The organism is Polaromonas sp. P1_F9, assembly GCF_056405615.1.
In genome coordinates this window covers 580,571-602,070 of the sequence record NZ_JBFUBT010000004.1, presented here as the reverse complement: position 1 = coordinate 602,070, position 21,500 = coordinate 580,571, and the positions used below count along the sequence as shown (strand labels likewise).

The 21,500-nt window shown below is 62.5% G+C and carries 19 protein-coding genes; 10 read left to right on the top strand and 9 right to left on the bottom strand.

What is annotated here, in order from left to right; translation table 11 throughout:
• The first annotated feature begins 288 nt into the window (after positions 1-288).
• Complete coding sequence (locus tag AC1DYR_RS14275; RefSeq protein ID WP_477705653.1) at positions 289-1,146, top strand: PhaM family polyhydroxyalkanoate granule multifunctional regulatory protein; 858 nt, start codon at positions 289-291, stop codon at positions 1,144-1,146.
• 37 nt (positions 1,147-1,183) lie between these two features.
• The gene (locus AC1DYR_RS14270; protein ID WP_477705652.1) at positions 1,184-2,461 is read left to right on the top strand and encodes an FIST signal transduction protein; all 1,278 of its coding nucleotides are present in this window, start codon (positions 1,184-1,186) and stop codon (positions 2,459-2,461) included.
• 111 nt (positions 2,462-2,572) lie between these two features.
• Here AC1DYR_RS14270 and AC1DYR_RS14265 read toward each other — a convergent pair whose 3' ends face one another.
• Both AC1DYR_RS14265 and AC1DYR_RS14260 read right to left on the bottom strand, forming a co-directional pair.
• Complete coding sequence (locus AC1DYR_RS14265) at positions 2,573-3,730, bottom strand: hypothetical protein (protein ID WP_477705651.1); 1,158 nt, start codon at positions 3,728-3,730, stop codon at positions 2,573-2,575.
• A gap of 232 nt (positions 3,731-3,962) precedes the next feature.
• Positions 3,963-4,694, bottom strand: coding sequence for a helix-turn-helix domain-containing protein (locus AC1DYR_RS14260; RefSeq protein WP_477705650.1), 732 nt, complete (start codon positions 4,692-4,694; stop codon positions 3,963-3,965).
• Between the two features lie 112 nt (positions 4,695-4,806).
• On the opposite strand from AC1DYR_RS14260, the gene AC1DYR_RS14255 reads away from it, so the two are divergent.
• From AC1DYR_RS14255 to AC1DYR_RS14230, 6 genes are all read left to right on the top strand, one after another.
• On the top strand, positions 4,807-5,718 hold the full coding sequence (locus tag AC1DYR_RS14255; protein WP_477705649.1) for a hypothetical protein: 912 nt from the start codon (positions 4,807-4,809) through the stop codon (positions 5,716-5,718).
• Between the two features lie 15 nt (positions 5,719-5,733).
• Positions 5,734-7,692: an MFS transporter gene (locus AC1DYR_RS14250; protein ID WP_477705648.1), complete on the top strand. Its 1,959-nt coding sequence runs from the start codon at positions 5,734-5,736 to the stop codon at positions 7,690-7,692.
• A gap of 113 nt (positions 7,693-7,805) precedes the next feature.
• Positions 7,806-8,270 carry a YiaA/YiaB family inner membrane protein gene (locus AC1DYR_RS14245; RefSeq protein ID WP_477705647.1) on the top strand — a complete coding sequence of 155 codons (465 nt, stop codon included), beginning with the start codon at positions 7,806-7,808 and terminating at the stop codon, positions 8,268-8,270.
• A gap of 26 nt (positions 8,271-8,296) precedes the next feature.
• Positions 8,297-8,755, top strand: a complete 459-nt coding sequence (locus AC1DYR_RS14240; RefSeq protein ID WP_477705646.1) for a hypothetical protein — start codon at positions 8,297-8,299, stop codon at positions 8,753-8,755.
• 48 nt (positions 8,756-8,803) lie between these two features.
• Positions 8,804-9,619, top strand: a complete 816-nt coding sequence (locus tag AC1DYR_RS14235) for a DUF2145 domain-containing protein (protein ID WP_477705645.1) — start codon at positions 8,804-8,806, stop codon at positions 9,617-9,619.
• Between the two features lie 43 nt (positions 9,620-9,662).
• Positions 9,663-10,733, top strand: coding sequence for a serine endopeptidase (locus AC1DYR_RS14230; RefSeq protein WP_477705644.1), 1,071 nt, complete (start codon positions 9,663-9,665; stop codon positions 10,731-10,733).
• 89 nt (positions 10,734-10,822) lie between these two features.
• Here AC1DYR_RS14230 and AC1DYR_RS14225 read toward each other — a convergent pair whose 3' ends face one another.
• Positions 10,823-11,824, bottom strand: coding sequence for an aldo/keto reductase (locus AC1DYR_RS14225; protein ID WP_477705643.1), 1,002 nt, complete (start codon positions 11,822-11,824; stop codon positions 10,823-10,825).
• A 253-nt stretch (positions 11,825-12,077) separates the two neighbouring features.
• On the opposite strand from AC1DYR_RS14225, the gene AC1DYR_RS14220 reads away from it, so the two are divergent.
• Complete coding sequence (locus AC1DYR_RS14220) at positions 12,078-12,551, top strand: hypothetical protein (protein WP_477705642.1); 474 nt, start codon at positions 12,078-12,080, stop codon at positions 12,549-12,551.
• Between the two features lie 47 nt (positions 12,552-12,598).
• Here the strand turns inward: AC1DYR_RS14220 and AC1DYR_RS14215 are convergent, their stop codons facing one another.
• Genes AC1DYR_RS14215 through queA form a run of 6 tightly spaced genes read right to left on the bottom strand, consistent with a single transcriptional unit; the run spans position 12,599 to position 19,305 of the window.
• On the bottom strand, positions 12,599-13,411 hold the full coding sequence (locus tag AC1DYR_RS14215; RefSeq protein ID WP_477705641.1) for a YiiX/YebB-like N1pC/P60 family cysteine hydrolase: 813 nt from the start codon (positions 13,409-13,411) through the stop codon (positions 12,599-12,601).
• A gap of 55 nt (positions 13,412-13,466) precedes the next feature.
• Positions 13,467-15,269, bottom strand: coding sequence for an ArnT family glycosyltransferase (locus AC1DYR_RS14210; protein ID WP_477705640.1), 1,803 nt, complete (start codon positions 15,267-15,269; stop codon positions 13,467-13,469).
• Positions 15,256-15,795, bottom strand: a complete 540-nt coding sequence (locus tag AC1DYR_RS14205; protein WP_477705639.1) for a GtrA family protein — start codon at positions 15,793-15,795, stop codon at positions 15,256-15,258. The genes AC1DYR_RS14210 and AC1DYR_RS14205 overlap by 14 nt, the downstream gene beginning before the upstream one ends.
• A gap of 10 nt (positions 15,796-15,805) precedes the next feature.
• A complete protein-coding gene (locus AC1DYR_RS14200; protein WP_477705638.1) occupies positions 15,806-17,038 on the bottom strand; it encodes a glycosyltransferase family 9 protein in 1,233 nt (410 codons plus the stop codon).
• Positions 17,038-18,201 carry a tRNA guanosine(34) transglycosylase Tgt gene (tgt, locus tag AC1DYR_RS14195; protein WP_477705637.1) on the bottom strand — a complete coding sequence of 388 codons (1,164 nt, stop codon included), beginning with the start codon at positions 18,199-18,201 and terminating at the stop codon, positions 17,038-17,040. The genes AC1DYR_RS14200 and tgt overlap by 1 nt, the downstream gene beginning before the upstream one ends.
• A gap of 42 nt (positions 18,202-18,243) precedes the next feature.
• A complete protein-coding gene (queA, locus tag AC1DYR_RS14190; RefSeq protein ID WP_477705636.1) occupies positions 18,244-19,305 on the bottom strand; it encodes a tRNA preQ1(34) S-adenosylmethionine ribosyltransferase-isomerase QueA in 1,062 nt (353 codons plus the stop codon).
• Between the two features lie 17 nt (positions 19,306-19,322).
• On the opposite strand from queA, the gene recG reads away from it, so the two are divergent.
• Positions 19,323-21,473: an ATP-dependent DNA helicase RecG gene (gene recG, locus AC1DYR_RS14185; RefSeq protein ID WP_477705635.1), complete on the top strand. Its 2,151-nt coding sequence runs from the start codon at positions 19,323-19,325 to the stop codon at positions 21,471-21,473.
• The last annotated feature ends 27 nt before the right edge of the window (positions 21,474-21,500 follow it).

Here is a 21,500-nt window from a genome sequence, read left to right as displayed (position 1 = left end):
TTATCAGGGCATTTGCCCGAAAGAGACGCTTTTGCGGCCCGGCCGGCAACAGGCAGGCGGCAGACCTGCCGATGATTGCTATGAAATAGATAGCTGCTTGCGCAAGTCAGTAAGGGGTTGCGGGCGTTTTTTCCTTGAATCCGAATCGAGGCCGGTTCGGCCCTTGTGTTTGCCTGCTGAAAACACAAAAAGCGGTTGACGCGCTGCTGCGGCGTTGCACAATGAAGGCGTGCGCTGGATCGCCCAGCCGCCCGATGCAAATCGTGCACAACCTGCCAGGAGACATTCATGAGTGACGCGGACAACCCTTCTTTCCCCGGTTTCGGCAAGCTGGTGCCCGGCTTTGACTTTTTGCAGAACCTGGCCAAACAAGCGGCAGGCAGCGCCACACAAAGCATTCCGCAGCTGCCCAACCTCGGTAACTGGGTAGCGCCCACGCTGAATGTCGAAGAGCTCGACAAGCGCATCGATGAACTCAAGGCCGTCCAGTTCTGGCTCGACCAGAACGCCACAGCGCTCAAGGCGACCATCCAGGCGCTGGAGGTGCAGAAGATGACGCTGGCTACCCTTAAAGGCATGAACTTCAACATGGGCGACGTGGCCAATGCCTTCAAGCTCAAGGTGGCCGACAGCGTGGCCGGTGGTGTGCAGCGTGTGGCCGACAAGGCCCGCACGTTTTCGGGACTGGAGGTCCCGCCGACGAGCTTTGGCGCGGGCAAGCCGGCCGCCACATCCAAGGCCAAGGCACCCGCCGCGGCCAAGGCCGGCACGCCGCCGGCCGGCGTGGTGGACCCGATGCAGTGGTGGGGCGCGCTGACCCAGCAGTTCCAGACGATTGCGGCAGATGCCATGAAGGATGCCGCCAAAAAAACGGCCATGGACACCACCAAAAGCCTGGCGACCGGCCTTGCCAAGGACGCGATGAAGACCGCCACCGGCATGGCAACGGGCATGGCCCGCAACATGGCGGAGTCCGCCGGTAAAACTGTGGCGGGCGGCGCACGCGCGGCCATGAACACGGCCCTGCGCAGCAGCCAGGCCTGGCCCACACCGGCCGCCGGTAAAACTGCCGCCAAAACGAAACCCAAGGCCAAGGCGCCGGCGCGCAAGGCTGCAACCAAAACCGCACGCAAAACCACGCGTTGATACAGGCTGACTTTTCGCTGAATTTCACCAGGACGCCATGAAGCTTTTTCCCTACGGCCACGCCACCCATCCGCAATGGCAGATGGCAGCAGGCCTTGTGCTGGCGCAACTGCGCGCCTACCTCGCATTGCCCGGCTACGCCAAATCACCCACGCTGGCGCTGCTCTACATCACCGATCACTATGCGGCACATGCGCAGGACATTCTTGACCACCTGAGCGCCGAATTGCCCGACATCACCGACTGGAGCGGCACGGTGGGTGTGGGTATCGCCTCCAACAACGTCGAGTACTTTGACGAGCCGGCGCTCACGGTCATGTTGTGCGAGCTTCCGCACGACCAGTACCGTGTGTTCTCTGGAGTCTCACCCTTGCCCCCGGCCAGCCAGGGAAGGTTCAAGGCGCATACGGCACTGGTGCATGCGGACGCCGGAACGCCCGACGTTGCCGAACTGATCGACGAAATGGCGCAGCGCACCGGCAGCGGCTATGTGTTTGGCGGCCTGGCCTCCAGCCGTTCCAGTACGGTGCAGTTTGCCCTCAGCGGGCACGGCAATGTCAAGGGGCAGGGCGCGGCCGGCGGTGTCTTCACGGGCGGCCTCAGCGGTGTGGCTTTTGGCCAGGGCGCGGCGCTGATGTCACGCATCACCCAGGGGTGCAGGCCCGTGTCTGCGCATCATGAGATCACGGCCTGCGAGTCCAATGTGGTGACGGAGCTCGATGGACAGCCGGCACTGGAAGTAATGCTGGCAGACCTGGACGTGTCGCTTGATGAGCCGCGGGAGGCTCTGGCCAAAGTGCGGACCACGCTGGTCGGCCTGAGCCGCCCGGCGGACATTCCCCATGACGGCGCCGGCCGGCACGGCCAGTTTGGCGCCGAGGTGCTGGTGCGCCACCTGATCGGGCTGGATCCGGCGCGCAAGGGGATTGCCATTGCGGAGGTGCCCGTCGTGGGCATGAAGCTGGCTTTCTGCGAACGCAACATGGAAGCCGCGCGCGCCGACCTGGTGCGTGTGTGCGCCGAGATTCGGGAAGAGCTGGAACCGGAAGAAGTCACGCTGGAAGTTGCCAGCGCCTTGAGCGCGTCAGAGGCCGAGTCCGCGCCGCACGCAGCCCGGCGCATAGCCGGCGCGGTGTACGTCAGTTGCTCCGGCCGCGGCGGCCCGCACTTCGGCGCGCCCAGTGCCGAACTGCAGATCGTGCGGCGGGCCCTGGGCGATGTGCCGCTGGTTGGTTTTTTCGCCGGCGGTGAGATCGCCCGGCACCACCTTTACGGCTACACCGGTGTGCTGACCGTGTTTACTTCGATTACCTAGGTACCCCTATCGGACGCTCACTTCGTGTAGCGCCTTTTCCCCTTCCAGGGGACGGGCGCCTGCAGCCGGCGAAGCCGGACCGCGGCCCCCGCTTGAAGAAACCGTGAGGCCTTACAGAACCTGGGCTTCGAGTAACTCCACCGGATCGCCGTAACGCGCGGCCATTGCCACCACTGACGGGTCGCGCAGCGCGCACAAAAAACCGTCCTTGATCAGGGTCTGATTACCTGCAGTCACGGTGCCGTCCAGCGTGATGAGGTCCATGTGCACCGGCGGTTCTTCCCAGTCAGGCATGACGCGGCGTATGTAGTCGCTGGGTTGTGCCAGGTCGATGCCGAAGTGCAGCGCGCCCGGCGCGTTCGAGCCGGCTGGGTACACCGTGTGGCGCGGCGCCTTGGGGTTGAAGCCGCAGCCGCCACCTTCGATCATGCGGCCGCCGACCAGCATCTCGCGCAGGATCACCGCTTCTTCTGAAATTCCGTCGACCGAAGAAATCGTGTCGCCTTCAAAATGCACGGCGATTTTTTCCTCGAACGGTTTGGCAAAACCAACCGCCCATTGCGGGTATAGCACGCCGGCCATGGGCACTACCGCCTTGAAGTCGTTCTTGACCGAGTTGTGGTCCCACAGGTTGGGGCCGTGTGTCGGCAGGTAGTGCACATAACAGCCGTCTTCCTCAGCCGTCATCTGTCCGCGCCAGCGGTTGGTGGCGAGCTGGTTGGCGCGCATCGCCTGCGTGAAGCTGATGCGGAAGTCGCTGCCGCGCGGATCGGTGAAGCGCAAGTCAAAATCGCCTTCGGTCGGGTAACGGCTGGCCGTGCCGCGAATGATCTCGCCGATGACATCGACCGGAAAGCGCGCCTGCGGTGTATGCAGCAGATCCAGGTTGCGAAAGTAGGTGATCTTGACCCAGCGTTGGCCGGCGCGGCGCAGGTTGATGCAGAAAGGGTCGAGGATGGAGCAGAACCAGGTTGAGACCACAAAGGTGGCCTTCTTCAGCATGGCATGCACTTCTTCAGGTACGGCGGTCACTTGCGTGCTCGGCTCCATATAAACGCGCACCTCGGCGCCGCGCGATTTGGCAATGCCGATCACGGCGTCGATCACACGCGGGTCCAGCAGAGGGTCGGCCAGCATCAGGACCCGGTCCCCGGGGCGTATCGCCATCACCCGCGAGAAGTTGTCCAGCGCCTGGAAAAAGTATTTGGTGTCGGTCAGATTGGCCGCAACCGGGATGGGAAGGCCAGCATAGGTGGAGGTGTTGTTCATCGTGATCCCGCCAAAATTGCATGCATGAAATAGCCTCGCAGGCCGTAATCAGCTGAATATTATCAGTAAGTGCTGAATTTACTTAGCTTGCTAATATAATTGCATGCAATAGGCTCGGGCGGCGACCTGAACTGAATACCAGCAGGCCCCGCGGAACCGGCTTTGCCGGGCCGCAGGGGGCCGCCCCCTTGAGGGGGGAGCAGGCTACACGAAGTGAGCCTGAACGGGGGTGCTACCGTCGAAGCGCAGCGAAAGCCTCGAATTCCCAGCCCCGCATGGCCAGCAGCAAGGTGAACCCTTCGCGGTCCTTGTCGCCCAGCTTCTGGTCGGTCTGGTGTTGTTGGGCAAAGTCCTGCGCCACCCGCTGCATGCGCTCCAGGAACGAAGGCGCCAGGCCGCGGCTGATGGAGCCGTGCACCAGCAGCAGGCCTTCGCCGTTGCCGTCAAATCCACCGGAAAAATAGTCAAGCAGGGCATTTTCGCGGAAGTAGTCCATGACCGGCCCGTGCGGTCGCCAGCGGAAGGTCTTGGCGAGCTTGAGCCGGTAGCGGTTCAACGGCTTGAGCTCGATGATGCCGATGCGATCGAGTTGCGCAAGGTATTTGATGCACTCGGCTTCGGTCAGCCGGTAACTCGTGGTGATTTGCTCCAGCGTCCATTGCGACAGCACGCAGATGGCGGCCAGCAACAGCTTCTTGTCGGCCACCACGGCTTTTTCCTGTGCTTCGGTCAGCTCCGCCAGCAGGGGCTGGGTGTCGGCGATGCGCCTGGCCAGGTCGGCAAAGTCCAGCTTAAGCGCACGGCAGATCGCGTCGATACGCGAGAGAGGCATATCGCCCCTGGCCAGCATGCGCTTGACGCTTGATTCGGCCATGCCGAGTTTGACGGCCAGGTCGGCGTACGTCATGCGCGCCGCCTTGAGTTCTTTTTTGAGGACGGTGACAAGATCCGCGGTAGTGCTCATGAGTATCGATTATCAGTACTTTAAGGCTGAACGGCGGGAACTGGTTCTAATTTCGGTGCTTTTTAGGCACTTGGCCTGCACAGTGCGGCTTCATTCACACAGGAGTCTGTCCATGCCAATCAGCCTGAAAACCGCCCACCGCCGTGTTGTGCCACCGCCTTCCTGGTTCGCGCCGATGAAGGTGTCGGGCTGGAAAGCACCGCCCTGCCGCCGCGAATGCGCGCTCGCCGGCGTGTTGCTTGCGATGCTGGCGGCGGCATTGCTGGGGCCGTCGGTGGCGCAGCCTTTGCACTATCACGACTTCGCCGACCAACGAGCCTGGGGATGGTTGCCCCATGCGATGGACGTCCTCAGCAACCTGCCGTTCGCGCTGTGGGGCGTGGTGGGTGCCTGGGCCCTTGTGCGTGCGGTGAAGGCGCGGGCTGTCAGCGCCGCGGCCGCAGGTTTCGCAGGGCTGTTCTTTGCCGGCTTGGCCCTCACCTCCGTGGTTTCTGCGGCCTACCATCTGCAGCCGGGAGATGCCGGGCTGGTCTGGGATCGCGGCGGCATGGTGTTTGCCTTCGCCGGCTTGCTCGGGCTTGGCACCATGCAGGCCGTCAGCACCCGTGCCGGTTTGGCGGTGGCTGCAACAGTCCTCGTTCTCGGACCGTTGTCCGTGCATCTGTGGTCGCAGACGGGCAATGTGCTGCCCTGGGCCGTTTTGCAACTCGGTGGCATGTTGCTGATTGTCGGCGTCGCCTGTTTGCGGCCCACGCTGGCAGGGCGGGTGTTGCCCATCCGCTGGCTGCTGGTGGTGGCCATTTATGCGCTGGCCAAGCTGCTCGAGCTGGGTGACCACGCGGTGTTCGAATGGACGGGTCAGCTGCTTTCGGGCCACACCCTGAAGCACGTGTTGGCCAGTTGTGCCGCCTGGCCCGTCGTTGCGGCGCTTATGGATGCCCGAAAATTCAAGGCAGAATCCACAGCAGCATTCAAAAACAGAGCAGGCAGGCCATCTCGCCACAGCTTGCCGCACAACAACTGAAAAGAGGAGTCAAGCATGCCTGTTGATATGGCCGCCGCGGTGTCGCCACCCCCCGTTCACGCGCATCCGAACCAGTTCGCGCTCCTCAAGCAGCGCCGCTTCGCGCCATTCTTCTGGACGCAGTTTTCAGGCGCGGCCAACGACAACCTTTTCAAGTTTGCCTTCACCGTGATGGTGACCTACCAGCTCAGCGTGAGCTGGCTGCCTCCCGCGTTGGCGGGGCTGGCTATTGGCGCTTTGTTCATCCTGCCGTTTCTGCTGTTCTCGGCCACCAGCGGGCAGCTCACCGACAAGTTCGAGAAGACGCGCGTGATCCGCTTTGTCAAAAACCTGGAAGTGGTGATCATGCTGATCGCTGCCGTCGGCTTCATGAGCCGCAATGCCAACGTCCAGGTGCCCGTGCTTTTGGGGTGCACGTTTTTGATGGGGCTGCATTCCACGATATTCGGTCCGGTCAAATTTGCCTACCTGCCGCAGGCGCTCAACGAGCGCGAGCTGACCGGCGGCAACGGCATGGTTGAGATGGGCACCTTTGTGGCCATTTTGCTGGGCCAGGTGGTGGGCGGGCTGATGGTGGCCGTACCCCAGGTCGGCCCCGACTATGTGGCTATTGCATGCATCGGCCTCGCGCTGGTTGGCCGGCTTGTCTCGCAGTTCATTCCGCTGACGCCTGCGACTGACCCGGGCCTGAAAATCAACTGGAACCCGGTGACAGAAACATGGCACAACCTCAAGCTTGCCAACGGCAACCTGGTGGTGTTCCGCTCCATGCTGGGTATCAGCTGGATGTGGTTTTTTGGTGCGGTATTCCTGAGCCAGTTTCCGAGTTTTGCCAAAGAGGTGCTGCACGGCAATGAGCAGGTGGCGTCTTTACTGTTGGTCGTTTTCTCCATCGGCATCGCAACCGGGTCGCTGCTCTGCGAAGTGCTCAGCAAACGCCACGTGGAGATCGGCCTGGTGCCGGTGGGCGCCATCGGCATGAGCGTGTTCGCGATCGACCTTTACTTCGCTAGCGGTGGCCTACCCCAGTTTTTTGTCCCAACCACGTTGAACGCGATGGAGTTCCTTGCCATTTCCGCGCACTGGCGCGTGATGATTGATCTCGCGCTGCTCAGCCTCTTTGCCGGCCTTTACAGCGTGCCGATGTACGCGCTGATCCAGCTGCGCAGCCAGTCCACGCATCGGGCGCGCATCATCGCCGCAAACAACATTCTCAATGCGCTGTTCATGATCGTCAGCGCCATCCTGGCCGGCGCCCTGCTCAAGGCCGGGTTCAGCATTCCGCAAATCTTCCTGTTCGTTGGATTGGCCAATGCGGTGGTGGCGTTCTATATCTTCATGCTGGTGCCCGAGTACCTGCTGCGTTTCATCGCGCTGATTGCTTCGCGCCTGGTCTACCGCTTCAAGATCACCGGCGACGACAACATCCCTGCCGCCGGCGCCGCCGTGCTGACCTGCAACCACGTCAGCTTTGTCGACCCGGTGCTGCTGATGGCCGCCAGCCCGCGCCCCATCTACTTTGTGATGGACCACCGCATCTTCAAAATGCCGGTTCTGGGCTGGCTGTTCCGGCTGGCTAAGGCGATCCCGATTGCACCGCGCACGGAAGACCCGGCGCTGTACGAGGCGGCTTTCGAAGCCGCGGCCAAGGTGCTGCGTGACGGCGACCTGCTCGCAATATTTCCCGAAGGCGGGATAACCAAAAACGGCGAACTGCAGGCCTTCAAGGGCGGCATCATGAAGATTCTCGAGAACGCCGAGCGCGACGGCCTGCAGGTGCCGGTGGTTCCCATGGCGCTGACGAACCTGTGGGGGTCGTTTTTCAGCCGTGCGGAAAAAGGCAGTGCCATGGTGCGCCCGTTCCGGCGCGGCATGTTCAGCCGTGTCGGGCTCAATGCGGGCCCAGCCCTGGCACCGGCAGACGTGCAACCCGAAGTCCTGCACTCCCGCGTTGCCGCACTTCTGGCGAAGTAAGGTATCAAATATTGATACCGCACGGTGATTGAAAGAAAACTGTATCGCTTTATGCATGACTTTTGAGGCAGGAGGCGCACATTACGTGCACCTCCACAACCTCAAAGGTTTTTATGCAGACGCTGATACACCGTGATTCCAAACCCTGGCAACTCCAGGTCTGGGTTTCTTTCCTGATCGCCGTTTTCCTGTGCGCCGTAGGCTTGTCCTGGTTGCCCGGCAAGGACTTGGACCGCGCCTTCATGGTCATGGGTTATTTCTTCTGCCTGTCGGCGGCTTTCGTGCTGGCCAAGTATGTGCGTGACCAGGAGCAAAGCAAGGCCGAAGGCAAGCTGGCGGACACCCCGATGTTCAAGCTGGTGGTGTGGGGCGGCTTCTTCCTGGCCATGTCGCTGACCGGCTGGGGCCTGTGGCGCATGGAGATCAACGAGACCTACAAGGCCTTCCTCGGCGTGAGCTGGCTCTACCTGATCACCTGCAGCTTCACCCTGGCCAAGACCCTGCGTGACCGGCACGAAGCCGACCTGAGCGAAGCCCGCTTGGGCCGCGCATCCCGCGGTCACACGGCCAGCGAATAGTAGCGACGTCATTCTTCAGGATCATCATGAAAAAATCATTTGCTACATATTTGATAGCTACTTGCGCAGGCTTGGCATGCGCCATGGCTCCTTTTTATGCTCAAGCTCAGTCCGAGGCTTCCGCGCTGAGTGCTGTGTCGACGCTGCCGGTGGCTTCCGTTGTCGTGACGGCCAGCGCCGCAGCGGGTGCGGTGGTCGCCGTCCCTTTGGTTCTGTCCACGGCCGGTACGGTGCTGGTGGTCAAGACGGTTGAGAGCACGGCACGAGGAACGGTGTACGTGCTGGAGCGAGCCTCCGACGGCGCCCGCGCCAGCATCGAGGTGGCCGGCCAGGGTGTTGCCGCTGGCTCCATGGTGGCCGGTACCGCCGTGATGGTCAGTGTGGTGGGCGCGGGGGTGGTGTTGTCCGCTGCCGGTGAGGCGATCGCCTTTATCCCCAATGCCCTGGGCCGTGCCCTGTTGCATAACGAACGGCTGACTTACTGAATGGCCGTATCCATTGCCGACGAAATCCGGAAACGGAAAACCCTCCCCATGAAAATCCTGAAATCCCTCTGGCCGCTGCTGCTGGCGGCCGTCTGCCTGGGTTTGGCGCCTGCCGCCCATGCCGGGCGCCCTTGCGAAGCCCGCAAGACAACGACGCAGACCGTCGAGCGCGGCATGATGCTGGCCGAAAAGACTCTGGCCTCACTCAACGCCAGTGGCGAGAAAGTCGTGCTGCTGGCGCGTGCCGGCCAGGACCTGGGCAAATACGGTGTGCGCTATTCGCACCTGGGCCTGGCCTACCGGGTGCCTGAAGGCCAGGGGGGAACCACCTGGCACGTGCTGCACAAGCTCAACAGCTGCGGCACCAGCGACTCGGCCATTTACCGCCAGGGGCTGGGCGAGTTTTTCCTGGACGACCTGTGGCGTTTTGAGGCTGCCTGGGTGGCGCCGACACCGGAAATCCAGACCCGGCTGCTGGCCTTGCTGCAGGACCCGGGCCGGACTGTCAGCATGCACCACAAGCCCTACAGCATCGTGAGCTACGCCTGGGGCCGCAAGTACCAGCAATCCAATCAGTGGGCCATCGAAACACTGGCCGCGGCCATGGAGCCGGGCATCACCACACGCGAGAGAGCTCAGGCCTGGCTGCAGTTCAAGGCCTACGAGCCAGCGGTGCTGACTCTCGGCCCGCTTACGCGTCTCGGTGCGCGTGTGAGCGCCGCCAATGTGGCGTTTGACGACCACCCCAATGAGAAGCGGTTTTCTGATCGCATTGAAACCGTCACGGTGGACTCGGTATTCAACTGGCTACCGCGCGCTCAGATGTCGGCCCCCGGTAAGCCACTGACGGTAGTGCGGTTGTAGCCCCTTCCTGATTTTTTATTCCCTTCACGAAACGGAGACTGCCATGGCCAATGCCTTGCGATTGACAGAAAAGTGGATGCACCGAGGCCTGTGGCTGGTGGCTCTGGTGTTTGCCGGCTTTCTTATCGGGCTGGGCGGCACGGTCGTCAGCGACCTGCCCAAAGTTGAAAAGCGGCTTTCGCTCGACGACTTCATGGACGCCGCCGCCAGCACTGCCCTGCGCAATGCCATCAAGGCGGCCGAGCGTGCTGAGCGGGACGCTGAAACGGCGCTGGAGCAAGCCCAGCTCAAACGCCGGGCAAGCCAGGCCGACTCCATGGCCGCCCGGGAAACTTTCAACAACTGGCTGTCAACCCGCCGCGCCACGCAGCTCGCAGACCAGGATCCCGAGCTGGTGTCGCGCACCCATGCGCTCGATGCGTTGAAAGACCGGGAGCGCGCAGCGGGCGTGGCTGTCGAGGCTCAGCAGCAGGCGGCGCTTGATGCGCGGCAAGGGGCTGCGCGTGAGCGGCTCAAGCTCGCAGAGATGGAAGAAGCCGCGCAACTGCAGCTCAACGCCGAATACCGCCGCGTCGAGCTGCGTGTCTTCTTGTACCGGCTGGTTCTGACGCTGCCGCTGCTCGTGGCAGCCGGGTGGCTGTTTGCCAAAAAACGCAAGAGCACCTACTGGCCTTTTGTGTGGGGCTTCATCTTTTTTGCCGTGTTCGCCTTTTTTGTCGAACTGGTGCCCTACCTGCCCAGCTACGGTGGTTACGTGCGCTACATCGTGGGCATTGTCGCCACGGCGCTGGTCGGCCGGCAGGCCATCATTTCGCTGAACCGCTACCTGGAAAAGCAGAAGCTGGCCGAGCAACTGCCGGACATGCAACGCCGCGAGGAGCTGAGTTACGACACCGCGCTGAGAAGACTGTCCAAGGGCGTGTGCCCGGGCTGTGAGCGGGCGGTGGACCTGAAGAACACGGAAATCGACTTCTGCCCGCACTGCGGCATTGGCCTGTTTGACCACTGCACCCAGTGCACCACTCGCAAGAGCGCATTCGCGAAGTTTTGCCATGCATGCGGCGCCGATGGCCGACGGCCTGCGGCTTTGCCTGACCCAGCTGCCGCTGCCTGATAGTGGCGGGTTGGCATGCAAAAAAAACAGCGAAAATGGCTGCGGCCGTTTACCAATAAGCGCAAGCAGCTATTGTTTTAATAGCAAATTCAGATCGGGCGACCGAAAAACGGGTAGCCTGGATCGTTGTAGCCATGGCTGGACGCATGGCCGGGCACCACCAGGTCATTGATAAAGGCCTCGTCCTCCGTGTCCAGCACAAGTTCCACCGCACCATACACATCCTCCAGATGCGGCAGGGTGCGCGGGCCGACGATGACCGAACTGATCAGTGGATTGGTCAGCACCCAGGCTGCGGCGAACTGGCCGGGGACCTGGCCCCGGGCTTCGCAGCGCGCCTTGATCTTCTGCGCGATAACGAGTGACTCTTCGCGGAACTCGGTCTCCAGGATGCGCTTGTCGCCGCTGCCTGCGCGCGTGCCTTCGGCAGGCGGCTGGCCGGGCGGGTACTTGCCGGTCAGCACGCCGCGCGCCAGCGGGCTATAAGGCACCACTCCAATGCCGTAGTGGCCGCAGGCCGGCAGGATTTCAACCTCCGGGCCGCGGTTGAGCAGGTTGTAGTACGGCTGGCACACCACAGGCTGCGGCACACCCAGCGCTTTGCACAGGTGCACCACCTCGGCGATGCGCCAACCCCTGAAGTTGGACAGACCAAAACTGCGAATCTTGCCCGCATGGATCAGGTCGCCCAGCGCGCGCGCGGCTTCCTCCAGGTTGGCGTCGTGGTAATCGCGGTGCAGGTAAAGAATGTCCAGGTAGTCGGTTTGCAGCCTGGACAGAATGGCCTCGGTTTCCTGCACCAGCCAGCGGCGGGAGTAGTGGCCTTCATTGATGGCCTCGCTGACAGGGTTGCCCAGCTTGCTGGCCAACACCCAGTGGTTCCGCTGGCCTGCGAGCAGCTTGCCCAGGTCTTTTTCGGACTGCCCCTGGTTGTAGACATCGGCCGTATCGATGAAGTTGAGCCCGTGCTCGCGCGCCGACGCCACGATGCGGCCCGCTTCTTCAAACGGCGTCTGCTTGCCGAACATCATGGTGCCCAGGCACAGGACGGAGACTTTGAGGTTGCTGTTTCCAAGGCGGCGGTATTGCATGGTCATCTTTGCAAAAAAAGTGGGCAGGATCGTCGATGGTGCCTGAGCCTGAATCTTTGCGCTGCACGTCGGCTATTTGGCGACTGCAGCCCCCGCCGTGAAGATTTACTGTCTACATGCCGGTTTTCGATAAAGTATCTTTATTTGATCCTAATCGTACTAATTTAATGATCTTGTATCTTTCAGCGAAACTTTTAAGGCATTCCGCTCCACACTGCCTCTACAAGCATGTGCTTGGGCCTTCGGGTTATTTATGAAGATCGATTCCTCCCTGTTCTCCCTGTCACGCCTGACGCGTCGCACGGCTTTGGCCGCTGCGGTGTTGGGTGCCACTGCCCTGACGGGCTGCTACGTCGTGCCGGTCCAACCCGGCCATCCGCCGGTGTCCTCCACGGTGTATGTCACACCGGCCATGCCGATAAGCACGACCTTTGCGGCGCGGCTGTACCCGGCGAACGACGCTGCCCGGGCCTACGGCATGGTGGGCGCGGTGGTGACCAATGACATGAACGGGCGCGGCACCTTCACCACCAATATCAACGGTGAAAGCTTTAACGGGGAAGCTACGCGCATCGCGGGCTCTTCAACGCGTGAAGGAGTGGCCAACGGCTCCGGCAGCCGGGGCAGCTATATCAGCTGCCGTTACCAGATGAACTCATCGACGATGGGGACGGGGCAGTGCAAGCTCTCCAACGGCGCGCAGTTCACCATGCACATCGGCGGTTGAACCAGCTGAAGTGGCCGTCGCCATAACGACCGCAACAGCGGCGCCGGCTACTGCTGCATCTGCTCGACGGCGACGATCTGGGGCGCCGCCTTGAGGTGCCCCACATACCGCAGCGGCTTGTGAATCATGATGGAGGGCACATCGCCCTCCCGCATGTGCAGCAGGTCGCCGGGGTTGATCAGCCGGGGGTCGGCGTCGGTCAGCGGCAGGCCGGCGCTACGGTAGGCCTCCAGGATGAATTGCGAACAGAAGAACTGGTCATTGCGTCCCAGCCCCAGCTGCACGGCTGCGATGCCGCGAATACAGAAGTCGCGCACCATGGAAGGCACCAGCGGCAGCTCGCACATGCGGCGCTCCAGCGCGAAAGGCGCCTGCAGCATCACGCCGACATAGTTGTATTTCTTGCCTTCATGGCTGGCCGCGAAGGTGTTGATCTTGATGGCCTGTTCGGCGGTAAGGTCGGGATGGCGAAACGCCACCACCGTCGCCTCATCATTGAGCAGCGCGTCCATGCTGCGCACGCGGATACCCGAGCCCACGGCTTCGGCGATCTGCCGGTTGCCCATATATATCGCAGCATGGCTGACCGGCGATAGCGTGATCAGGCGAATACCCACCGAGTTGATGCCGTTTTCGGCGGTAAGGATGATGTCGCCCGGCAGCAGGACATCGGGCCTGATCAGCTCTCCACCATTGCCGGGGTTCAGGGCCATGTTCTGAAAACCCAGCATAGGCGCACCCGTCTCCGCATGCGGCTTGATGGCCGTGGCGCAGCCGCCAAGCGCAAGGAGCAGGCTGCCCAGGACAGTCACCAGGGACAGCAGACGGGCCATCGTGACCTGCGGTGAGGTTTTCGGCATGCGCAGGGCTCCAGTCAAATACGGGGTTGGAATGAACAAAACAAACAGCGGACGCTCAGGGCGCGACGCGCTCGACCAGGTATTCTTGGGCGTACCAGAAGGTTTCGGGCGACTTGAACGCGCCCAGCGTGCCTTCTTTTTCGTCCTGCCGTGAGCGCAGGTCCCAGCGCTGGTCGATGATGCGGCAGCCGTCGCAGGGCTTTTGCCCGGCACGCCGCTGCACCAGGGCGTAGCGCGTGTTCTTGAACAGCGCATTCACGTCTTCGTAGTCCACCGGCTGCGCGGCAAAGTAAGGAACGATTTTGGCACCCGGGATGATGAACTCATAGCGCTCAAAGTGCCCATTGAAATTGCTTGGCACCGACACGGACTGGCCTCTGAGCAATGCATCGGTATCGGCGCGAAAATGGCCCATGTCGCCGTTGAAGGGCAAGGTCACCCATGCGAGCGCAAAGAGTACGGCGAAGCTGCTCAGCGCCGCAATCGGACGCGTGAAGGCGGGCTTGAACATGCCTGCTACGCAAGCAAGCGTCAGTGCTCCCAGGAAGAGCCAGTAGAGCGGTGAGTACAGCCATGGATCCTGTGTAGCCCGCACCCCGCCAAAGCCGATCAGCCCCATGGCCAGCGCGCCGCCCAGGCAGATCAGCAGGGTCAGGCTGAACCAGATGCGCGAGATACGCTCCCAGTACAACGCGATCAGTACCGCCAGCGCGGGCATGGCGGGGATCAGGTAACGGGTGGAACGCTGGGTGGGAACCATGAACACCAGCGCAAAGGCCAGCATCCAGAGCCACATGGCTTTTTCTGCATCACTGACGGTCTTGCCAGTGCCCTTGCGCTGCCGCCAGGCGCGCCACGCCGCCACAAAACAGCCCACGGCAACGGGTAGCAGGAAAAGGGCGTTGGAGAAGTAACCCGTCAATATCGTCAACACGCCGCTGCTGCCGCTGAACGCAATGGCAAAGTAGCCCTTGGACGAATTCATCTTGCCGGCGTTTTCGCCGACAACGAACTCGCGCCAGACTTCTCCCGGTTGCGGGTCGATGGCAAACCACAATCCGAAGATTGCAAGTGCCAGCACGCAGATGGCTGTGACCTTGATGCCGTCGGTGATGATCCCGGGCCGGGAAATTGCCCAAGGGGCTTTTTGCGCACCCAGCATCTGGTAACACAAGGCCAGGCCGAACCCGACCGGCACCACCATGACAAATGATTTGTAGAGGCAGCCTATGCCGATGGCCAGGCCGGCGAGCAATGGAAACTTCCAGCGAGAGGCCAGCAACTTTGCCGGCGCCCAGGCAACGGCAAACAACACGCCAAACAGCCAGAAAGTTTCGGGCGCGCTGGTGAGGTAAGGCCTGCCATAGCGGTAGGTGCTGAAGAAAGACAGGTACACGATGGCCGCGATGGCGCCCATGGCCAGGGCATGGCGGCCGGTGATTGAAGCGGCCTGGCTGACCGGCTCTTCAGAGACAGTGCCGTTGGCGGTGGCTGTGTTGCGAACGATCTTCCAGGTCAGCAGCCCGACCATGAGCGAAATTGCCCACGTATAGACCACGCTCGGCAGGCGCAGGTTGAGCAGCGTCCAGTGCCCGCCCCATCCGCCGGCGACCATCGCCTGCCAGAACAGCACGGGTGGCTTGGTGTTGCGCATGAAATCGTAGGAGCTGACCAGGGGCAGCCACTTGCCGGTCTCCGCCGTTAGCCGCGCGATATGGGCATAGACCAGCTCGTCGCCGTTGCGCGGAATGTGGTCACCGGCAAGGCCAAACAGGTAAGCCAGTGCGACCAGCAGCGCCAGCGTTATCCAGATGCGGTGGGCCGGGATACGATTTTTCAGGGGCTCAAGGCTTGTCATGGATATCGGTGGAAGGCGGCGCAACGCCATCGGCATCAGGGGTGACGATTTTCGCGCGGCGCCGGCGAAATGTCATGCGGTCATTGGCCACAAAGTTACACACGCTGGACAAGGCAATCGCCAGCACGTTGGCCAGGATGTAGTGCACGTACAGCGCCAGCCATTTGGTCAGCAGTGACTGCAGCACGATGGCCAGGCCGGCCGCCATCACGTACTTCGAAAACAGGAAAAGTGCCGAGTGGTGCACCTCATGCTTGCGGTCGCGCCAGGTCAGCCGCCGGTTCCAGTAGAAATTGCTGATGGTGGCGATGGTTATCGCCAGCGCAATGGAGTAGTTCAGCCGGGAATGGAAGTCGGCAATGTGGCTGAACAGGAATTCCTGGGCAACGTACAGCACGGCGACATTCACCACCGTGCCGCTGGCGCCCACCACACCGAACTTGATGAAGCGCCAGCGCGCCATGGGCTGCAGGCGCTCTGGCAGGTGGCTGACAAGAGCCTCTGCTATGGATCGGAGTGTTGTCATCGGAATGGGGTCAGGGGGTTGCCAGGCATTCGCGCGCCTTGGCCAATACGGCTTCGGGCGCAATGACTTTCAGGCACTGGTTGTCGCCGTCGCAATAGGACGAGCGGTGGTTATAGGCAGTGAGGCAAGGCGAGCATGGCCACTGGCTGTAAAAGGAATGGCACTGCGGTGTAAGCGGCGCATACAGGCCCGGGGTCTCGGGGCCAAACAGCATCAGTGTCCAGATGGGTGTGAGCGCCGCGAACTGGCCAGGCCCACCGTCGTTGGTGACCAGCAGGCGTGCCACATGAAAGAGCGCCAGCAGTTCGGAAATGGATCGCGTATAGCCGGTCAGGTCAATCACGGGGCTGCCCGGGAAGGCAGCCTGCACATTGGCTACCAGCTGCTGCGCCAGTGCCTGGTCGTCTTTCAGGCCGATCACGGCCACGGCACAGCCGTCGGCCACCAGGCCTTCACACAAGGCGGTGTAGGAGGCCAATGGCCAGGCGCGTATCGGCAAGATGCCGCCGCCCGGATAGACCAGCACGAGAGGCTTGCCGGCAATCGCGGGAAAGTCCTGAGCCAATCGCGTCCGGATGCCTGGCACCAGCGCGGCATCCAGCTGTACGTGCGGCGGTGGTTTTCCGGTGCCTGCAGCGGCCAGATTCGCGGGCAGTTTGGACTTGGGAACGGCCGTGGAATCAATCGCGCGCGCCAGCGTCAGAAACTGCGCGCTGATGTGCTGGTAAGGGTTGTAGGGAACGGGCCGGTTGATGTGCGAGCCGCGGTACAGGCCTTCTTGCGTGTGGCGGTGAAAGCCCACGCGGATGCGCGCGCCGCTGGCATACGACAGCAGGCTGCTGATCCGCGAGAACAGCTCGCAGTCAATCGCCACGTCAACATTCGCGCGGCGCAGCTCGCCAATCGCCTTCCACAGGCTGGACAGCAGGCCGCCCAGCGACTTGTCGTCCACCGTGTGCACGTTGGCCGGGTCAAGCACCTGCATGAGGTCGAGGATTTCGCGGTTCTTGCCGAAGAGCAGGGCATGCAGCGGCGCGTCGGGATACCGCTGCTTCAGGCGCGCGAACATGTCATGGGCCAGCACCAGGCTGCCCATCTCCGACAGCAAAATGACCACGATGGCACGCGGCGCGGGATCGGCGCCGGAGCGGAATTGCCGCAGCACGGCATCGACGCCCGATACCGCAGCACACAGCGGAATGCCGACCCAGCGGTCAATCCAGCGTTGCAGGTTGATGTTCATTACACGCCTCGCTGCCGGTCGGCCCGGAACTGCGCGGTGAACTCGCCAAAGCGCCTCGCATCGAGCGCATCGCGGACTTCCTGCATCAGGTTGAGGTAGTAATGCAGGTTATGGATGCTCGACAGCATGGGGCCCAGCATCTCACCGCAGCGATCCAGGTGGTGCATGTAGGCGCGCGAGAAATTCTTGCAGGTGTAGCAGCTGCAGGTGGCATCAACGGGTTGGTCTTCCGTCTTGTAGCGCGCATTGCGGATCTTCAGGTCGCCAAAACGCGTGAACATGTGGCCGTTGCGCGCATTGCGCGTCGGCATCACGCAGTCAAACATATCAACACCGGCTGCCACGCCTTCGACCAGGTCTTCGGGTGTGCCCACACCCATCAGGTAGCGCGGCTTGCCTGCCGGCAGGCGATGCGGCGTGTGCGCCATGATGCGCTGCATTTCTTCCTTGGGCTCGCCTACGCTCACGCCGCCTATGGCGTAACCGGGCAGGTCCAGTTCAACCAGCGCGTCGAGTGATTCCTGGCGCAGGTTCTCAAACATGCCGCCTTGCACGATGCCGAAGAGCGCGTTGGGATTTTCAAGCTTCTTGAACTCCGCAATGCAGCGGCTTGCCCATCGCAGGCTCAGCTCCATCGAGCTGCGCGCTTCGCCTTCAGTGGTGATGTGGCCCTTGGTGTCGTAAGGCGTGCATTCGTCGAACTGCATCACGATGTCGCTGTTGAGCACGGTCTGGATCTGCATCGAGATCTCGGGCGTCAAAAAGAGCTTGTCGCCGTTCACGGGCGACGCGAACTTCACACCCTCCTCGGAAATCTTGCGCATCTCGCCCAGCGACCAGACCTGGAAGCCACCGCTGTCGGTCAGGATGGGCTTGTTCCAGCTTTCAAACTTGTGCAGGCCGCCGAACTGCTGCATCACGTCCAGGCCGGGCCGCATCCAGAGGTGGAAGGTGTTGCCCAGGATGATTTGCGCGCCCATGTCGTGCAGTGACTGCGGCATCACGCCCTTGACCGTGCCATAGGTACCGACCGGCATGAAGATGGGGGTTTGCACCACACCGTGGTTGAGCGTCAGCTTGCCGCGCCGGGCGTAGGAGCCGAGGTAGGCGCCAGCCCCATCGCCGGCCGGGGCATCGGTCTTCAGAACTTCAAATTCGAGCATCTTGGGATTGTCGCAGGTGTACGCGGGGAGATTCAGGCACCCTCAGGTGTTCCCCAGAGGGGTTTTACGGGCCAGCAACATGGCATCGCCATAGCTGAAAAAGCGGTATCGCCCGGCTATCGCATGCCGGTACAGCGCCATGATGTGTTCGTAGCCCGAAAACGCGCTGACCAGCATCATCAGCGTGCTTTTGGGCAGGTGAAAGTTGGTCAGCAGCAGGTCAACCACGGCAAATTCAAAGCCCGGGGTGATGAAGATGTTGGTGTCGTTGCAGTCGGGGCCGAATTTGGCGTGCGACTCCAGCGCCCGCACGGTGGTGGTGCCCACGGCCATCACGCGGCCACCACGCGCCTTGCACGCGGCAATGGCTTGCTGCGTGGCCAAAGGGACCTCAAAACGTTCGAAATGCATGGTGTGGTCGGCAATGTTTTCAGCCTTGACGGGCTGGAAGGTGCCGGCACCCACATGCAGCGTCACGCTCGCGCGCTGGATGCCGCGCGCTTCGAGTTGCGCCAATATGGCTTCATCGAAGTGCAGTGCCGCGGTGGGCGCGGCGACGGCGCCCGGGTTTTTGGCAAACACCGTCTGGTAGCGTTGCTCGTCGTCCGCGGAGTCGGTATGGGTGATGTACGGCGGCAGCGGCACGTGGCCGTGCTGCGCCATCAGTGCATACGGGTCGCTGCTCAGGCGGAAACGGTACAGAGGTCCGCTTTCCTCGGGCCAGCGGCCCAGCAGCGTGGCGGTGAAGCCGCCGTCCATTTGCAGCACCGCGCCCGGCAGGGGCTTTTTGCTGACCTTCATGTGGGCGGCGACTTCATGGCCGGCATCCGCATGGGGCGACAGCACGCGTTCGATCAGCAGTTCCAGTTTGCCGCCGCTGGCTTTCTGGCCGAAGAGCCGGGCTTTGACGACTTTGGTGTCGTTGAAGACCAGCAAGTCGCCCGGCAGCAGCAGGCCGGGGAGTTCGGTGAACCGTCGGTCCACCGGCAGGTCTTCACGCCCGTCAAGCAGGCGCGAGCCGCTGCGCTGGGCGGCAGGGTGTTGGGCAATGAGTTCTTCGGGCAGCGTGAAATCAAAATCGCTGAGGGTGAAATGGGTGCTCATGAAGGCACAATTGTCCCATGTCGCCACCTGGTGCCTCCGCCCGAAAAACTGTCCCGCCTGAGGCCGCGGCCGGGAACACGGCCGCGTCTCAGGCCAAGGCCGAAAAAGCTCCGCCCAAATCCCCTGCGCAAAAAGCCCTGGAGAAGCTGGGCCTGCGCCGTGACATCGATCTGGCCTTGCACCTGCCGCTGCGCTACGAGGATGAAACCCGCATCGTGCGGCTGGCGGACGCGCGGGACGGCGAGCTGGTGCAAATCGAAGGCCAGGTGACGCACAGCGAGATCGCCTTTCGCCCGCGTCGACAGCTGCGGGTGACGGTAGACGACGGCAGCGACACCTGCGTGCTGCGCTTCATCAATTTCTACCCGGCTCACCAGAAAACGCTGAGCACAGGCGCCCATGTTCGGGTGCGGGGTGAAATCCGCGGCGGCTTTCTCAGCCGTGAAATGATCCACCCCAGCTTCAGGCTGGCCGGCGGCGAGCTGCCGGGTGCGCTGACGCCGGTATATCCCACCGTGGCCGGACTGCCGCAAACCTACCTGCGTAAAGCCGTGCTTAGCGGCCTGGCGCGGGCCGACCTGTACGAGACCTTTCCGCCTGAAGTTTTAAGTGAAAACAGGCTGCAGCCCTTATGGAGCCTGCGCGAGGCGCTACAGTTTTTGCATCACCCCGCGCCAGATGTCTCGCTGGCCACGCTGGAAGACCGCAGCCATCCGGCCTGGCAGCGGCTTAAAGCCGAAGAGCTGCTGGCCCAGCAGCTGTCGCAGCTGCAGGCCCGGCGCATACGTGCGGCCATGCGCGCGCCGGCGTTGGCGGGCCCCGCCATGCGCGGCACGCAGTGCACGCTGCATGACCAATTGCTGGAGCGCCTGCCTTTCCGGCTGACTGCCGCCCAGCAGCGCGTGTGCAACGAGATTGAAGCGGACCTAAAAAAAAATATTCCCATGCACCGCCTGCTGCAGGGCGATGTCGGTGCCGGCAAAACCGTGGTGGCGGCGTTGGCCGCGGCACGCTGCATGGACGCGGGCTGGCAGTGCGCGCTGATGGCGCCTACGGAAATCCTGGCCGAGCAGCATTTCAGCAAATTGATCGGCTGGCTGGAGCCGCTGGGCATCAAGACCGCCTGGCTGACCGGCAGCCAGAAAACAAAAGAACGGCGCGAGATGCTGGCGTTGATCGAGAGCGGGGAGGCCGGCCTGGTCATAGGCACCCACGCCGTGATCCAGGAGAAAGTCCGGTTTAAAAACCTGGCGCTTGCCATCATCGATGAGCAGCACCGCTTTGGCGTGGCGCAGCGGCTGGCCCTGCGCAGCAAAATGACTGAAGGCGGGCAGGAGCCCCACCTTTTGATGATGACCGCCACGCCGATTCCGCGCACGCTGGCTATGAGTTATTACGCCGACCTCGATGTGTCCACCATCGACGAGCTGCCGCCCGGCCGCACGCCCATCGTGACCAAGGTGGTGAGCGACGCGCGGCGCGACGAAGTGATCACGCGCATACGCGGTCAGCTGGCGGAAGGGCGGCAGATTTACTGGGTTTGCCCGCTGATTGAGGAAAGCGAGTCCATCGACCTGGTCAATGCCACGCAAACGCATGAAGCGTTGAGCACGGCCTTGCCCGGCATTACTGTGGGGCTGCTTCACTCTCGCATGCCTGTCGCGGAAAAGAAGGCTGTAATGGGCCAGTTCACCGCCGGGAAAATGGGCGTGCTGGTCAGCACCACGGTTATTGAGGTGGGGGTCGACGTGCCCAATGCCTCCCTGATGGTGATCGAGCATGCCGAGCGCTTCGGCCTGAGCCAGTTGCACCAGTTACGCGGCCGGGTCGGGCGCGGCGCGGCGGCATCGGCCTGCGTGCTGCTGTTTTCGACCGGCGATGCGTCCCGGCTCGGCGAGATGGCGCGCGAACGCCTCAAAGCGATGGCGCAAACCAATGACGGCTTCGAAATCGCCCGGCGCGACCTGGAAATCCGCGGGCCCGGCGAGTTCCTGGGGGCGCGGCAGTCGGGGGCGCCGCTGTTGCGGTTTGCGGATCTGGAAACCGATGCCGCGCTGCTGGCCTGGGCGCGCGAGCGGGCTCCGCTCGTGCTGGACCGGCATGCGGAGCTGGCCCACCGGCACATCCTGCGCTGGCTGGGGGGCAAAGCCGATTACCTGAAGGCCTAAGCAACATCCGGCGATGCAGCGATTGAG